This is a genomic window from Micromonospora sp. DT41 (assembly GCF_049841715.1).
GTDB classification, from domain to species: Bacteria; Actinomycetota; Actinomycetes; order Mycobacteriales; family Micromonosporaceae; genus Micromonospora; species Micromonospora profundi.
On record NZ_JBNCKU010000001.1, the window covers coordinates 333470 to 347998 of the forward strand.

The window sequence follows — 14529 nt, forward strand, 5'->3', positions numbered from 1 at the left end:
CCGGAGGTCATCGACCATCCCCGTCAGCCGGCCGACCGACGCTGTGACGGGTCACCGGTGCTGTGTCAGTCATCGGCGCCCCCTTCCGCGCACGGCTCGGAGACTTTTGGTCCCCCCGGCGGAAGGCTAAGCCAAACCGGGTGGTCGCAACAGGGGTCGACCACCCGGTTCGGCGTGAATCATGCGCTGACTACCCGTTCCGGTGCTGCTGGTGCCCGTTGGAAGCGTGCGTGGATGATTCACTCGCTCCCGTCCCGTCTGTCGGATCGACGACTGTCGCGTCCGCCCTGGTCGGGTCAGTCGACCGCGACTGCTGCGGGAACCGGTCGGGCAGGCGGCGCAGGCGGGCGTTCATGTTGCGGATCAGCAGGATGGTCGCGGTGGCCAGCAGCAGGATGAGGAAGAGGCCCATCGGTCCGGCCAGGCCACCCGTGCGGGTGTCCCCGAAGTTGTTCTCCGCGAGCACCTGGGCAGCGGTCAGCATGGCGTTCCTCCGATGTGCGGTTGGGTACCAGGGTAGACCCGGCCGGAATCAGCGCGCGTGCGCCGTCTCCCGCACCCCTGCGAAGAGGTCGGACTCGGGCAACGGGCTGTCCACGACGGTGCGGGCCAGCTCGAAATCCTCCGTCGGCCAGGCGCGCTGTTGCAGTTCCATCGGCACGTGGAACCAGAAGCCGTCCGGGTCGACCTGGGTGGCGTGGGCGCGCAGCGCGTCGTCGCGGACGTGGAAGTAGTCGCCGCACTCCACCCGGGTGGTGATCCGGGGGCCCTTGTCGGGTCGGTCGTCCCAACGCTTGAGCCACTCCTCGTACGGGGATTCGCGGCCGATAGCGAGCATCGCCTCGTGCAGGGCCATGATCTTGGCCTTGGAGAACCCGATGTCGTAGTAGAGCTTCAGTGGCTGCCACGGGGCGCCCAGCTCCGGGTAGCGCTCCGGGTCGCCGGCGGCCTCGAAGGCGGCCACGCTCACCTTGTGGCACATGATGTGGTCGGGGTGGGGGTAGCCACCCTCCTCGTCGTAGGTCGTCACGACGTGCGGGCGGAACTCGCGCATCAGCCGCACCAGCGGCCCGGCGGCCACCTCGACGTCCTGGAGGGCGAAGCAGCCCTCCGGCAGCGGGGGCAGCGGGTCGCCCTCGGGCAGGCCGGAGTCGACGAAACCGAGCCAGGCCTGCTCGACGCCGAGGATCGCCCGCGCGGCGTCCATCTCGGCGCGGCGGATCTCCGCGATGTTGGCCCACACGTCGGGCCGGTCAAGCTTGGGGTTGAGCACGCTGCCGCGCTCACCGCCGGTGCACGTCACCACAAGCACGTCCACGCCCTGGGCGACGTACTTCGCCATGGTCGCCGCACCCTTGCTCGACTCGTCGTCCGGGTGCGCGTGAACGGCCATGAGACGCAGTTGCTCTGCCAACGTCGGCGCTCCTCGTCTGTGCCGGCCGGTGGACCCGACCGGTATCAACCGGCTGACCTGCCGGGATCCTCCGCACCCCACCGCTGGTCGGCGTTGCGGGCCCGACCCGACCTGCCGTTGCTGCCGTCGAGCCGGGTGGGAGAATGGACTCTGTCATTCTTGCCGATGCCGCCGACAACAACGCCAGGAGATACCCGCCGGTGACCGAGACGCACGCCACAATTTCACCGGGCGCGCCGGTCTTCCCGACCGGGCGCTACGGCCGCCGTCGGGCATCCGGCGGAGGCCGCCGTCGTACGCTGCTGGCCGGGCTGGCGCTGTTGGCGCTGGTGGCGGCGCTGAGCCTGATCTCGGTGCGGCTCTACCAGCAGTACGGTGACCCGAACTACCGCGCCGAGGTGATCACCTACACCGACATCACCGACACCCAGATGCTGCTCGACTTCCGGGTGACGGTGCCGGAGGGCGAATCGGCGGTCTGCGTGCTGCGCGCCCGGGACCGCGCCGGCGCCCAGGTGGCCCGCGAGGAGATCACTGTGAGCGCCGCCCCGGGCGAGCGACACCTCACCGTCCGGCACCGCCTGAGCACCACCGCCCGGCCGTTCATCGGCGAGGTGCTGCGCTGCCGTCCTCCCGCCTGAGCTGCGCGGACCACAGTTCCGAGCAGTGCGCTGGCGCTCCTACCACGCAACGCCCGATCCGGACAGCGGTGATGATCGCCGACACGCTGTGTCGTACCGCACTGGTAACTTGGTAGTTCACCTGTCAGCCAGCCACGCACATCTGAGGAGACCGCCTGTGTCCACTGGCAACGAGGCGCCCGCCACCTGGCTGTCCCAGGACGCGTACGACCGCCTCCAGGCCGAGCTCGACGAGCACATCGCCAACCGGCCGGCGATCGCCGCCGAGATCAACGCTCGGCGCGAGGAGGGCGACCTGCGGGAGAACGGGGGCTACCACGCCGCCCGCGAGGAGCAGGGCAAGGCCGAGGGGCGCATCCGCTACCTCCAGGAGCTGCTGCGCACCGCGAAGGTCGGCGAGGCGCCGACCACGGACGCGGTGTCGCCCGGCATGGTCGTGACGATCTACTTCGACGACGACACCGACGACACCGAGACGTTCCTGCTCGGCTCACGGGAGATCGCCGCCACCACCGACCTGACCGTCTACAGCCCCGAGTCCGCGCTCGGCAAGGCGATCCTGGGCGGCCGTCCCGGGCAGACCTGCACCTACACGGCACCCAGCGGCGCCGACATCAAGGTGACAGTGGTCAGCTTCGAGCCGTTCTCCGGCTGAGCGCCGCCGGCTTCCGGGCCGTCTGAGGGCGTACCCCCGCCGAGGTGTGGCACCCGCCGGTGTCACGCCTCGGCGGCGAAGACCACCTGGTAACCGCTGGCCCGCAACGCGCTGATCAGCGTGTCCGAGTGCTCCACTCCGCGGGTCTCCACCGACAGCGCCACCTCCACCTCGCCGAGGCCCAGGTGTGGGTTGGCCCGCTGGTGTTCCACGTCCACCACGTTGGCCCGGTGCTCGGCGATCTGGCTCAGCAGCGAGGCGAGCTGCCCCGGCCGGTCGGAGCACCGCACCGTCACGCGCAGATAGCGTCCCGCGGCGGCCAGGCCGTGCTCGATCACCCGCAGCATCAGCAGCGGGTCGATGTTGCCACCGGAGAGCACCGCGACCACAGGCGTCTCCACCTCCACGACACCGGCCAGGAGCGCGGCCACGCCGACCGCCCCAGCCGGCTCGACGACCTGCTTGCCCCGCTCCAGCAGCATCAGCAGCGCCCGGGAGATGTCCTCCTCCGACACCGTGACGATCTCGTCGACAAGCTTGCGGACATGGTTGAAGGTGATCTCACCGGGCCGCCCGACAGCGATGCCGTCCGCGATTGTGGCGAACACCGGCAGCCGGACCGGCTCCCCGGCCACCAGCGAGGGCGGGAAGGCCGCCGCGCCCGCCGCCTGCACGCCGATGATCCGGACGTCCGGCCGCAGCGCCTTCGCGGCCACCGCCATGCCCGAGATCAGACCGCCGCCGCCCACGCCCGTGATGATGGTCCGCACCTCCGGGCACTGTTCGAGGATCTCCAGCGCGACAGTGCCCTGGCCGGCGATCACGTCCGGGTGGTCGAACGGGTGGATGAGCACCGCGCCGGTCCGCTCGGCGTACGTCTGCGCGGCCACCAACGACTCGTCGACGGTGTTGCCTGCCAGTTCGACCTGCGCGCCGTACCCCTTGGTGGCGGCGACCTTCGGCAGCGGGGCGTTTACCGGCATGAAGACCGTGGCGTGCGTACCGACCAGGCCGGCGGCCAGCGCCACGCCCTGGGCGTGGTTGCCGGCGCTCGCCGCGACGACGCCGCGTTCGCGCTCCGCCGCCGACAGCCGGGAGATCCGCACGTACGCGCCGCGCACCTTGTACGAGCCGGCGCGCTGGACGTTCTCGCACTTGAGCCAGGTCGGCCCGCCCAGTGCGGCGCTCAGTGGCCGGGAGGGCTCCAGCGGGGTGATCCGGACGACGTCGGCGAGCAGTTCCCGCGCGGCCCGTACGTCGTCGAGGCCGACCAGTTCCGTCATGCCCCGATCGTGCCATCCGGGCCAGGCGGCAACCGCGTCGACACCGGGCAGTCGGTCAGACCGGGGCCGTCAGACCGGGGTGGCCGGGGCGGTCGGGGCGGTCGCCGAGGGCGGCGCGCTGGCGATGCGTGCCTCCTGGGCGGCGGAGATCTGTCGGATCAACAGGATCAGCGTCACCCCGGCGACCACGCAGGCCACTGCGGGCACGGCGTTACGGAGCAGGGAATCGCCGTAGTGGTCGATGTACGCCTGGTAGTCGGCGTCGGTGGACGGGCTCCGCGGCAGCCTGATGTACGCCTGGGCGTTCTGGTTGCTGACGACCCCCTCGCCGATGCTGAACACGAGCCAGGTGATCCACCAGACGAACACCGTGGCCGGGGTGCGGCGCCGCCAGAGGCTGTCCCGGGCGACGCTGGCCATCACCCGGGCCGGTACCACGAGGTTGACGAACGGGATCAGCCAGCCGGCGATCGCCCAGCCGGCACCGAGTGTCGGCAGCGCACCCGGAAACGCGTCGGTGTTCTTCCGCGCCCGCCACATCCAGACGATCACCAGTACGGCGGCGGCGGGGTACACGACCACCGAGGGCTGCGACAACAGCGCCTGCACTGACAAAGCGTCGACCAGCAGGTCCGCGTCGTCGGCGTTCTGGGCCCGCCGGGTCATCAGCAACCCGACAATCGGATCGAGTGCCGTCACGAGAGAGAGCACCACGGCCACGCCGACGGCGATGCAGGCGGCCAGGCCAATGCCACGTACCCGGTAGGTCGCCACAGCGGGCCAGACGGCAGGCTGGCCGAGCGGCGTCTTGCAACGCTGGCATTCGTTGTGCTCGGGCGACGTGGCGTCCCCACAGGTCTGACAACGCATCGATGTCTCCCGGGTCCGCGCGATTGGCGTACACAGTAGACGATCAAGCGGCGGCCGGCGACCCCTTGCCGACCCGGGGGTAGCCGGGGGCGTGCCGCGACCAGGGGGCTGCCATCTCGAACTGGCCGGCGACGCCGAGCAGCAGCAGCTCCGAGCCGGGCGGGCCGACCAGTTGCACCGCGACCGGCAGGCCGTCCGGGCGGCGGCCGACCGGCACCACGACCGCCGGCAGGCCGGCGATGTTCCACGGCGCGGCGTACGGGGCGTACCGGATGCTTGCCGACATGTTCGACCGCCAGGACCGCTCGGACCAGCGCCCGGCCTCCGGCGGGGCGCTGGCCAACGCCGGGGTGAGCAGCAGGTCGACCGAGTGGTCGGTGAAGAAGTCGATCGACCGCTGCCGCCAGGCGGTCCGGTCGGCTTCCCGGACGTACCCCCGGCGCTGCGCCCACTCGCCAAGCGCTACGTGCCGCCGGGTACGCCGTTGCAGGCCACGCCGGTCCAACCCGGAGGCCCGGACGTCGGTGGCGGCGGCGGCGAACCAGGTGGCGATGCCCTGCAGGCCCAGCGCTGTGGGATAGACCGGATCGGCCGGAACCGTGTCGTGCCCGGCGGCGGCGAGGAGTCGGCCCGCAGCGGCGACAGCGTCCCGGTTGGGCGCGTCCGGTGAGACGCCTCGCACCGGTGAGCGCAGCGAGACGCCCACCCGCAGCCGCTGCGGTGGGACCAGCTTCTCCGGACGCCGACCGGCCAGCACCGAGAAACCGACCGCCGCGTCCGCGACTGTGCTGGTGAGCATGCCGTGCTCGGTGAGGCCGAACCAGTCGTCAGCGCCGAGCTGGCAGGGCACCACGCCCCGACCGGGCTTGAGCCCGACCAGGCCGCAGCAGGCCGCCGGAATCCGGATCGACCCGAGGCCGTCGTTGCCGTGCGCGATCGGCACCAGCCCGGCCGCCACCGCCGCAGCGGCACCACCGGAGGAGCCCCCGGGGGTACGCGTGCTGTCCCACGGGTTGCGTGTCACAGCGCTGTCGTCGTCGGTGAGCGCCCACAGGCCCAACTCCGGCATCCGGGTCACGCCAAGGATCACCGCACCGGCGCCGCGGAGCCGGCGGACCACCTCGTGGTCGGCCTCCGCGACCTCGGTACGCGCCGCGGGCGACCCGTTCCAGGTGGGCAGGCCGGCGACCGGCGTGTTCTCCTTCACCGCCACCGGCACCCCGGCCAGCGGCAGGTTCGCCAGGTCCTCCTGCTCGTCGACCTTCTCCGCCTCGGTGATCGCCTCGCCGCCGCGAACGGCGCGGAACGCCGCCAGATCGCGGTCGGCCGAGGCGATGTACTCAAGGTGGTCGGCGACGACCTGGGTGGCCGAGACGTCACCTCGGCGTACGCCCCGGGCGATCTGCTTGGCGGTCGCCCCGACCCAGGTCGCCATGATGTCCTGCACGGCCATCCTCCCCAGCGGTCAGCCCAGTGCCTGCTCCAGATCGGCGAGCAGGTCGTCGACCGTCTCGATGCCGACAGACAGTCGCACGAGATCCCCGGGAACTTCAAGCGGCGAGCCGGCAGCACTTGCGTGTGTCATCCGACCCGGGTGCTCGATCAGGGATTCCACGCCGCCGAGCGACTCCGCGAGCACGAAGAGCTTGGTCCGGTTGCAGATCTCCACAGCGTGGTCCTCGCCGCCGGCCGCGCGGAACGAGATCATGCCGCCGAACCGGCGCATCTGCTTGGCTGCCACCTCGTGACCGGGGTGCGACGGCAGCCCAGGGTAGATCACCTGGGCCACCTTGGCGTGCCCGTCGAGGTACGCGGCGAGCCGCTCCGCGTTGTCGCAGTGCCGGTCCATGCGTACCCCGAGGGTCTTGATGCCGCGCAGGGTGAGCCAGGCGTCGAACGGGCCGTTGATCGCGCCCATGGCGTTCTGGTGGTAGCGCAGTTCCTCGCCGAGCGCGGCGTCGGCGACGACGAGCGCGCCGCCCACCACGTCGGAGTGGCCGCCGATGTACTTGGTGGTGGAGTGCACCACCACGTCCGCGCCGTGGGCGATGGGCTGTTGCAGGTACGGCGAGGCGAACGTGTTGTCGACGACAAGCAGCGCGTCGACGTCGTGCGCGACGCCGGCCATGGCGGCGATGTCGGCGATGCCGAGCAGCGGATTGGTGGGCGTCTCCACCCAGACCATCTTCGTCCGGCCCTGCCGCACAGCGGCGCGGACGGCTGCCGGGTCCGAGACCTTGGCCGGGGTGAACTCGATCCCCCACCGCTGGGCGACACGGGCGAAGAGCCGGTAGGTCCCGCCGTACGCGTCGTCGGGGATGACCACGTGGTCACCCGGCTGGCAGACGGCCCGCAGCAGGGTGTCCTCGGCGGCCAGGCCGCTGGCGAAGGCCAGCCCGACCGGGCCGCCTTCCAGCGCGGCCAGGCACTCCTGGAGGGCGTCGCGGGTCGGGTTGCCGGACCGGCTGTACTCGTAGCCGAGCCGGGGCGCGCCGACGGCGTCCTGGGCGTAGGTGCTGGTCTGGTAGATCGGAGGTATCACCGCGCCGGTGCGGGCCTCGGGGTCCTGACCGGCATGTATGGCGAGCGTCTCGAAGCCGTGGTTCATCCTGTGAGGCTAGTTCTTCGTCTCGATGGCTGGAACGGAACCCACGCTCCCGGTGGGGGCCGGACCTTCCGGCCCGGCCCCCACGTGCCAGCCAGGGGCCGACGGTCGGTCAGCCGGCCGGTACGGGCAGGACGTGCAAGGTGGCCTGGTTTCTGCCGGTCCAGTCGTAGGAGAGCGCGTAGAGCCGTGCACCGTTCGGTGACCAGGCCAGCCCACCCGGGCTCAGCTCACCGCCTCCCAGCACGAAACGGTTCAGTTCGGTTCCGTCTGGCCGATAGACGAACAGGTACGACGTGTCCGCCGCGGCGGCGATCCTGGTGCCGTCGCGGGACGGCTCGACAGCGGCCGGGTAGGCGCCGGTGGGGAAGGTCACCGAGGGGGTGGTGATGTCGGCGAACGGGAACGCCTGCACCTCGTACGGGGCACCGGCCGCGGTGTAGAGGGTGGTGGCGGTCGGATCGAGGGCGATGTCCTGCAGGTTGCTGCCGATCGCCGTCCAGTCGCTCGTCCGCGTCAGGGTCAGCGTTCCCCCAGTTCCGATCGCGTACGCGTATACCGACGCCGGACTCAACGACATCTGCCCGGCCAGCAACACCGAGCGGTTCTGGAGGGCACCGGTCAGCAGCGGGGCGCCGTAGAAGTCCTGAGTAGTGGCCATCCCCGTGGTGACACGGGCGGGTTGGCGGCCCAGGTCGATCCGGCCGATGTTGCCGCCCCACTGGTCGCAGCCGTAGCCGAACCACAGGTACCGCCCGGTCAGCGCAAGCGACGACGGGCACTCGCCCGCCCCGGTGTCGTACCGGGCCGACTCGACGAGCGAGCCGGTGTCGAAGGCGGCGATGGCGTTGGCGGTGGGCAGCGCCACGTAGAGGGTCTGCCGGTCGGGGCTGAGCAGCAGGTCGGAGGGGCCGGGCAGGCCGGACAGGGTGCCGACCACCGCGCCCGTGGCGCTGGCCACCACGACGTCGGTCGACGACCTGCCGCCGCTGACGAAGACCCGGTCACCGGCGGACACCACGTCGGCCACCGTGGTCAGTGGCAGCGGGGTGGCGGTCTGCGCGGGTGCCGCCTGGGCGGGGGTCGGGAGCGCCGCGGTGAGCAGCCCGGCGGTCAACGCGGCAAGCGCCGCCCGGGTCGTACCTTTTCTGATGTGCAAGGTGTTGCCCTTCCCCGTGTGAATTGAATCGAGTGAATGAATAGCACAGTCGATGCCTGCACGGGGTCGTCGGGTCCGCCAGCGCCGCCGGCATAGCCTGGACCCATGAGCGGGTGCGTGTTCTGCGGGATCGTGGCGGGCGAGGTTCCGGCGTTCCGGGTCGCCGACGAGCCGGACGGGGTGGCGTTCCTGGACACCCGTCCGGTCTTCGCCGGGCATGTGCTCGTGGTGCCCCGGGTCCACCTCGTGACAGTGGCCGAGCTACCGGCGGACCTGCTGCCCGGCTACTTCGCGCTGGTACAGCGGCTGGCGGTGGCGGTGGAGACCGGTCTGGGGGCCGGTGGGACGTTCGTGGCGATGAACAACAAGGTGTCCCAGTCCGTCCCGCACCTGCACACCCACGTCGTACCCCGGACCAAGGGTGACGGCCTGCGGGGCTTCTTCTGGCCGCGCACCCGCTACCAGGACGACACCGAGGCCCAGACGTACGCCGACCGGATCGCCGCAGCCCTCTGAGCGCCCCGACCCGCCGTCCGGCCCGGTGGGGGCCTGAGTCACAGTGGCGCGGGTAAGGAAGGAAGACCCACCGGTGTTACACGCTGGGAGAGGTACGAGAGGAGTCCCACCGTGTTCCTGCGCCGTATGAACGCCGAGATGATTTCGCCCGAGCAGGCCCTGCCGGGCCGCCCGATCGCCATGCCGGTCGCCGACCGGCACGAGGTGCTGGGCACGCCGCTCAAGGGCCCGTTCCCCGAGGGCCTCCAGGTCGCCGTCTTCGGCATGGGCTGTTTCTGGGGCGCCGAGCGGCTGTTCTGGACGCTGCCCGGCGTGTTCACCACCTCCGCCGGCTATGCGGGCGGCTACACCAAGAACCCGACGTACGAGGAGACGTGTTCCGGGCGGACCGGGCACGCCGAGGTCGTCCAGGTGGTGTACGACCCCAGCAAGATCACGTACGAGGACCTGCTGAAGGTCTTCTGGGAGAACCACGACCCGACCCAGGGCATGCGCCAGGGCAACGACGTGGGCAGCCAGTACCGGTCGGCGATCTACACCACCACCGACGAGCAGCGCGCCATCGCGGAGTCGTCCCGTGACGCCTTCCAGCCGATCGTGACCCGCGCCGGCAAGGGTGAGATCACCACCGAGATCGCCCCGCTGGGCAGCTACTTCTTCGCCGAGGACTACCACCAGCAGTACCTCGCCCCGACGAAGAACCCGAACGGGTACTGCAACCACGGCCCCAACGGCATGACATGCCCCGTAGGTGTCGCGAAGACCATCTAGCCACCACAGGCCACCGGGCTCACGGCCCGGTGGCCTCGGCCGGAATTCTGTACAGACTTCGCGCCAGAATCTGGCTATACTTCGAGCATGACTGCCGTGCCGTTCACTGAGGCCCGCAACCGCCTTTCGGAACTCATCGACGAGGTGGCCTCGACCCATGAGCGGATAGAGATCACCCGGCACGGCCACGCCGCCGCTGTGCTCATTTCCGCCGACGACCTCGCCGCGCTGGAAGAGACCCTGGAGGTTCTCTCCAGCGCCGAGGCCATGCGGCAACTCGGCGAATCCAGGGCCGCCGTCGAAGCAGGCGACGTCCTCGACGCCGACGAACTCGCAGCGCTGATGGCAAAGCGCTCGAAGCAGGCAAGGTGACCGGTCCGGACCCCGGCCGCTACCGACTTCAGGTCACCGGCCCGGCCGCACGCGCCTTGGCCGGACGGCTACCAGAGAAGATCTCTGCGGCCGTCTACGAGTTCATCACCACCGCCCTCCTCGACAACCCGCATCGCGTCGGCAAACGACTTCTTCTGCCGCCGTTCGAGGGCACCTGGTCGGCCAGGCGCGGCACGTACCGCGTCCTCTACGAGATCGACGAGGACGACCACGTCGTGACCGTGACGGCCATCGAACACCGCGCCGACGCTTACCGGTCGCGTTGATTCAAAGGCGGGAATCAGTGGTGCACCGTTCGCCAGGATCGAAGAACCCGAACGGGTACTGCAACCACGGCCCGAACGGCCTGAGCTGCCCGGTCGGCGTGGCCCGTACCGCCGGCTGACCCCGCCACCACCCGCACGAGCGCGATGCCCGGCTGCCGACAAGGTGGCCGGGCATTCCCGTCTGGCCGTGTGATCGAAATCCGTTGCCGAGCCCGGCGGGGCTCGATAGCGTGCAGGTACACGTGAAGGGAGGTGGTCCAGACTTGTATAGCAATCGGACTCGTGAGGTGGCTGTCCGCTAGCCGCTGTCCTCGACAGTGATCGGTTCGCCGACAGGCGGGCACCAGCACCATCGTCGAGACCGTGTGGCAGCGGTGCGGCGAATCCACGACAGCCACCCGACCCCCGGGGTGCCGGCATAGTCCAGCCGGCCCGTGCGCGAGCGCGGAGCACCCCGGGGGTCGCTTCATATCCGAAGGGGCCCCGGCGATGTCGATGCGCGAGCTGGTGGTCCTCGGCACCGCCAGCCAGACCCCGACCCGTCAGCGCAACCACAACGGGTACGTGCTGCGCTGGGACGACGAGGTGATCCTCTTCGACCCGGGCGAGGGCAGTCAGCGCCAACTGCTGCACACCACTGTCACCGCCACCGACCTGACCCGGATCTGCGTCACGCACTTCCACGGCGACCACTGCCTGGGCCTGCCCGGCACCATCCAGCGGCTCTCCCTGGACCGGGTGGCGCAGCCGGTCGCCGTGCACTTCCCGGCGGGCGGCGCCGAATACTTCGCCCGGCTACGGCACGCCACCTCGTTCTACGAGACCGCCGAGCTGGCCGTCACCCCGATCGAGGCCGACGGGCAGCGGATCGCCCTGCGCTGCGGCACGCTGGAGGCCCGCCGGCTACGGCACTCCATCGAGACGTACGGCTATCGGCTCGTCGAGCCCGACGGGCACCGGATGCTGCCGGAGAAGCTGGCCGCGTACGGCATCGCCGGCCCGGCTGTCGGTGAACTGATCCGCGTCGGGCACCTGGACCTCGACGGACGCCGCGTCACCCGCGACGAGGTGAGCGTGCCCCGACCGGGGCAGCGGTTCGCCTTCGTGATGGACACCGGCCTCTGCGACGGGGTCTACGCCCTCGCCGAGCACGCCGACCTGCTGGTCATCGAGTCGACGTTCCTGGAGTCGGAGGCCGCGCTCGCCGCCGAGGTCGGCCACCTCACCGCGGCGCAGGCCGCGCGGGTGGCGGCCGAGTCCGGGGTACGCAGGCTGGTGCTCACGCACTTCTCCCAGCGCTACTCCGACGCACGGCGGTTCCACGACGAGGCCCGCGCGCACTTCGACGGTGATCTGATCATCGCCGAGGATCTGACCACCGTGCAGGTGCCACCGCGCCGGGTAGCCTCGGCGGAGTGACCGTCACGCTCCGTCTCGCGACCGGTGACGACCTGATGGGGGTGGGCGTCCTGCACCAACGCTCCCGGGTCGCCGCGTACTCCTCGTTCGTCCCGGCCGAGGCTCTTGCCGAACCGACAGGTGAGGCGATGGGCGCGTACTGGACCGAGCGGTGGCGATGGGAGCGGGACACCCACCGACTGACTGTCGCGGAGCGGGCCGGGACGCTCGTGGGGTTCAGCTACCTGGGCCCGGACGACGAGGACGACCCGGCGACAGGGCTGCTCAATGCCATCCACCTCGACCCGGCCGAGCAGGGCCGGGGCGTCGGCCGGACGCTGATGGTGGACGCTCTGGACGCCATGCGGGCGCAGGGCTGGCAGCGGGCGGTGCTCTGGGTGCTCCGCGAGAACGCCCATGCCCGCGCGTTCTACGAGCGTGGCGGCTGGACGCCGACGGGCGCGCAGCGCGAGGAGTTCATCGGCTCCGCCCGCACGCCTCAACTGCGCTACGCCCGCCGCCTCGACGTGTAAGGAAGGGCACCTTCTTAACGCCTCCGGTTGTACAGGGGCCCCTTCTTAACGCGCGCGTCGCCGCCGCTTCCTGCTTGGCACGGCTGCCGACTCCCGGCCGCCGAAGGCCAGCGGCCGGGAGCACGCTCGTTAATAAGGGGCCCTTGCTCTACACGAGGCGTTAAAAAGGGGCCCTTCCTTGCGAACTAGTGGGCGCCGAGGTGGGCCAGGAGATCCTGACGGGTGAGGACACCCTTGGGCTTGCCGTCGACGAGGACCAGCGCCGCGTCGGACTTCTCCAGCAGGCCGACGGCCTCGCTCACCGGCTGACCGCCACCGATCATCGGCAGCGGGTCGCCCATGTGCCGCTCGATGGTGTCGTGCAGGTGGGCCTGCCCGGTGAACAGCGCGTCGAGCAGGTCCCGCTCGGCGATCGAGCCGGCCACCTCACCGGTCACCACAGGCGGCTCGGCCTTGAGCACCGGCAGCTGCGAGACGCCGTACTCGCGCATGTAGTCGATCGCGTCGCGAACCGTCTCGGTCGGGTGGACGTGCACCAGCTCGGGCAGCCCGCCGGGCTTGCTGGCCAGCGCGTCGGCCACGGTGGGCTCGGCGCCGGAGTTGTCGAGGAAGCCGTACCGGGCCATCCACGAGTCGTTGAAGATCTTCGAGAGGTAGCCACGGCCGCCGTCGGGCAGCAGCACCACCACCACGTCGTCCGGGCCGGCCTTGCGGGCCACCTCCAGCGCGGCGACAACCGCCATCCCGCAGGAACCGCCGACAAGCAGCCCTTCCTCGCGGGCCAGCCGCCGGGTCATCTCGAAGGACGCCTTGTCGGAGACCTCGACGATCTCGTCGGCCACACCCCGGTCGTACGTCTCCGGCCAGAAGTCCTCGCCGACGCCCTCCACGAGGTACGGCCGGCCGGTGCCGCCGGAGTAGACCGAACCCTCCGGGTCGGCCCCGATGACCTTCACCCGGCCGTCGGACGCCTCCTTGAGGTACCTGCCGATGCCGGAGATCGTGCCGCCGGTGCCCACCCCGGTCACGAAGTGGGTCAGCCCGCCCTCGGTCTGCTTCCACAGCTCCGGACCGGTGGTCTCGTAGTGCGAGCGCGGGTTCGCCGGGTTGCTGTACTGGTCGGGCTTCCAGGCGCCGGGGATCTCCCGGGTCAGCCGGTCGGAGACGTTGTAGTAGGAGCGCGGGTCTTCCGGGGCGACAGCGGTCGGGCAGACCACCACCTCGGCGCCGTACGCCCGCAGCACGTCCTGCTTGTCCTGGCTGACCTTGTCGGGGCAGACGAAGACACACTTGTAGCCCTTGAGCTGGGCCACCAGGGCCAGCCCGACGCCGGTGTTGCCGCTGGTCGGCTCGACGATGGTGCCGCCGGGCTTGAGCAGGCCCGCCGCTTCGGCGTCCTCCACCATCCGCAGGGCGATCCGGTCCTTCACCGAGCCACCCGGGTTGACGTACTCGACCTTGGCGAGCACGGTGGCCTGGATGCCCTCGGTGACGTTACGCAGGCGTACCAGCGGGGTGTTGCCGATCATGTCGACGACATTGTCGTAGTACTGCACGGTGTGCCCTTCGTTGCGGCGCCGGCGACGGCTGCCCGGCAGACGGATCCTCGACGCCCAGGGTACGTGCTGTCAGGGCACCAACCCGCCGGGGATGACGGAGCTGCGCCGGGCCTCCCACTCAAGGAAACGCTCGGTCTCGGCGAGCACGCTGCCGGCCAGCCAGGTGACCATCACCGCGTCGTCGGCCAGCCCGAAGATCGCCAGCGGGATCTCCGGCAGCAGGTCGAAGGGCGAGACGATGTACGCCGTCGCCGCTGTCATCAGGGCCAGCCGGAGGCCGCCGTCGTACTCACCACGGGTGGTGGCCCGGATCATCCGGGGCAGCGCCGCCAACCTGGTCCCCAGCGACGGCCCGCCGCGCGCCCCCGCCGTCAGTGCCCGGGCCAGGGCCGCGAACGCCGCGCTGCGCTTCAGTGTCTTACCCATCGTTGCGCTCCTCTCCGCCGGATCAGCGTGGCGGGTCGAC

17 protein-coding genes and 1 pseudogene are annotated in these 14529 nt (G+C 70.8%); 9 read left to right on the forward strand and 9 right to left on the reverse strand.

Annotated elements, in window-relative coordinates:
* Positions 1-190: 190 nt before the first annotated feature.
* Both ACLQ23_RS01435 and mca read right to left on the reverse strand, forming a co-directional pair.
* Complete coding sequence (locus ACLQ23_RS01435; protein WP_355596907.1) at positions 191-484, reverse strand: hypothetical protein; 294 nt, start codon at positions 482-484, stop codon at positions 191-193.
* Positions 485-532: 48 nt separating this feature from the next.
* Positions 533-1414: a mycothiol conjugate amidase Mca gene (gene mca, locus ACLQ23_RS01440; RefSeq protein WP_053655281.1), complete on the reverse strand. Its 882-nt coding sequence runs from the start codon at positions 1412-1414 to the stop codon at positions 533-535.
* 200 nt (positions 1415-1614) lie between these two features.
* Between mca and ACLQ23_RS01445 the strand changes: the two genes are divergently transcribed.
* Positions 1615-2055: a DUF4307 domain-containing protein gene (locus ACLQ23_RS01445; RefSeq protein ID WP_355596931.1), complete on the forward strand. Its 441-nt coding sequence runs from the start codon at positions 1615-1617 to the stop codon at positions 2053-2055.
* A 157-nt stretch (positions 2056-2212) separates the two neighbouring features.
* Positions 2213-2710, forward strand: coding sequence for a transcription elongation factor GreA (gene greA / locus ACLQ23_RS01450; protein WP_053655285.1), 498 nt, complete (start codon positions 2213-2215; stop codon positions 2708-2710).
* A 62-nt stretch (positions 2711-2772) separates the two neighbouring features.
* On the opposite strand, the gene ilvA is transcribed toward greA, so the two are convergent.
* The 5 genes from ilvA to ACLQ23_RS01475 all read right to left on the reverse strand — a co-directional run bounded on the left by ilvA (position 2773) and on the right by ACLQ23_RS01475 (position 8627).
* The gene (ilvA, locus tag ACLQ23_RS01455) at positions 2773-3993 is read right to left on the reverse strand and encodes a threonine ammonia-lyase (RefSeq protein WP_355596904.1); all 1221 of its coding nucleotides are present in this window, start codon (positions 3991-3993) and stop codon (positions 2773-2775) included.
* 69 nt (positions 3994-4062) lie between these two features.
* A complete protein-coding gene (locus tag ACLQ23_RS01460) occupies positions 4063-4863 on the reverse strand; it encodes a DUF4328 domain-containing protein (RefSeq protein ID WP_425880250.1) in 801 nt (266 codons plus the stop codon).
* Between the two features lie 43 nt (positions 4864-4906).
* Positions 4907-6316 carry an amidase gene (locus ACLQ23_RS01465; protein WP_355596901.1) on the reverse strand — a complete coding sequence of 470 codons (1410 nt, stop codon included), beginning with the start codon at positions 6314-6316 and terminating at the stop codon, positions 4907-4909.
* Between the two features lie 12 nt (positions 6317-6328).
* Positions 6329-7471, reverse strand: coding sequence for a cystathionine gamma-synthase (locus ACLQ23_RS01470; protein WP_355629362.1), 1143 nt, complete (start codon positions 7469-7471; stop codon positions 6329-6331).
* 109 nt (positions 7472-7580) lie between these two features.
* Positions 7581-8627, reverse strand: a complete 1047-nt coding sequence (locus ACLQ23_RS01475; RefSeq protein WP_425734719.1) for a YncE family protein — start codon at positions 8625-8627, stop codon at positions 7581-7583.
* A gap of 105 nt (positions 8628-8732) precedes the next feature.
* Between ACLQ23_RS01475 and ACLQ23_RS01480 the strand changes: the two genes are divergently transcribed.
* From ACLQ23_RS01480 to ACLQ23_RS01510, 7 genes and pseudogenes are all read left to right on the forward strand, one after another.
* A complete protein-coding gene (locus ACLQ23_RS01480) occupies positions 8733-9143 on the forward strand; it encodes an HIT family protein (RefSeq protein ID WP_425734718.1) in 411 nt (136 codons plus the stop codon).
* A gap of 111 nt (positions 9144-9254) precedes the next feature.
* Positions 9255-9914 (forward strand): peptide-methionine (S)-S-oxide reductase MsrA, encoded by a 660-nt coding sequence (gene msrA / locus ACLQ23_RS01485; RefSeq protein WP_355596894.1) that lies wholly within the window; start codon positions 9255-9257, stop codon positions 9912-9914.
* Positions 9915-10001: 87 nt separating this feature from the next.
* Complete coding sequence (locus tag ACLQ23_RS01490) at positions 10002-10286, forward strand: type II toxin-antitoxin system Phd/YefM family antitoxin (RefSeq protein WP_355596892.1); 285 nt, start codon at positions 10002-10004, stop codon at positions 10284-10286.
* On the forward strand, positions 10283-10573 hold the full coding sequence (locus ACLQ23_RS01495; protein ID WP_425880251.1) for a type II toxin-antitoxin system RelE family toxin: 291 nt from the start codon (positions 10283-10285) through the stop codon (positions 10571-10573). Before ACLQ23_RS01490 ends, ACLQ23_RS01495 begins: the two co-directional genes overlap by 4 nt.
* A gap of 38 nt (positions 10574-10611) precedes the next feature.
* Positions 10612-10692: pseudogene (locus ACLQ23_RS01500) on the forward strand (peptide-methionine (S)-S-oxide reductase MsrA); the annotation flags it as partial.
* Between the two features lie 370 nt (positions 10693-11062).
* Positions 11063-11992: a ribonuclease Z gene (locus tag ACLQ23_RS01505; RefSeq protein ID WP_355596888.1), complete on the forward strand. Its 930-nt coding sequence runs from the start codon at positions 11063-11065 to the stop codon at positions 11990-11992.
* Positions 11989-12504, forward strand: coding sequence for a GNAT family N-acetyltransferase (locus tag ACLQ23_RS01510; RefSeq protein WP_425880252.1), 516 nt, complete (start codon positions 11989-11991; stop codon positions 12502-12504). Before ACLQ23_RS01505 ends, ACLQ23_RS01510 begins: the two co-directional genes overlap by 4 nt.
* A 185-nt stretch (positions 12505-12689) precedes the next feature.
* Here ACLQ23_RS01510 and ACLQ23_RS01515 read toward each other — a convergent pair whose 3' ends face one another.
* Entirely contained in the window at positions 12690-14060 is a 1371-nt protein-coding gene (locus ACLQ23_RS01515; protein ID WP_053655303.1) for a cystathionine beta-synthase, read from the reverse strand.
* 72 nt (positions 14061-14132) lie between these two features.
* A complete protein-coding gene (locus ACLQ23_RS01520) occupies positions 14133-14489 on the reverse strand; it encodes a YkvA family protein (RefSeq protein WP_053655305.1) in 357 nt (118 codons plus the stop codon).
* Positions 14490-14529 lie beyond the last annotated feature (40 nt).

What these genes read in the sequence shown, in the direction of transcription:
- ACLQ23_RS01435 (WP_355596907.1), bottom strand. Translation starts at nt 484, where the DNA reads ATGCTGACCGCTGCCCAGGTGCTCGCGGAGAACAACTTCGGGGACACC.
- ACLQ23_RS01520 (WP_053655305.1), bottom strand. Translation starts at nt 14,489, where the DNA reads ATGGGTAAGACACTGAAGCGCAGCGCGGCGTTCGCGGCCCTGGCCCGG.
- ilvA (WP_355596904.1), bottom strand. Translation starts at nt 3,993, where the DNA reads ATGACGGAACTGGTCGGCCTCGACGACGTACGGGCCGCGCGGGAACTG.
- ACLQ23_RS01480 (WP_425734718.1), top strand. Translation starts at nt 8,733, where the DNA reads ATGAGCGGGTGCGTGTTCTGCGGGATCGTGGCGGGCGAGGTTCCGGCG.
- ACLQ23_RS01465 (WP_355596901.1), bottom strand. Translation starts at nt 6,316, where the DNA reads ATGGCCGTGCAGGACATCATGGCGACCTGGGTCGGGGCGACCGCCAAG.
- ACLQ23_RS01460 (WP_425880250.1), bottom strand. Translation starts at nt 4,863, where the DNA reads ATGCGTTGTCAGACCTGTGGGGACGCCACGTCGCCCGAGCACAACGAA.
- ACLQ23_RS01470 (WP_355629362.1), bottom strand. Translation starts at nt 7,471, where the DNA reads ATGAACCACGGCTTCGAGACGCTCGCCATACATGCCGGTCAGGACCCC.
- ACLQ23_RS01505 (WP_355596888.1), top strand. Translation starts at nt 11,063, where the DNA reads ATGTCGATGCGCGAGCTGGTGGTCCTCGGCACCGCCAGCCAGACCCCG.
- ACLQ23_RS01490 (WP_355596892.1), top strand. Translation starts at nt 10,002, where the DNA reads ATGACTGCCGTGCCGTTCACTGAGGCCCGCAACCGCCTTTCGGAACTC.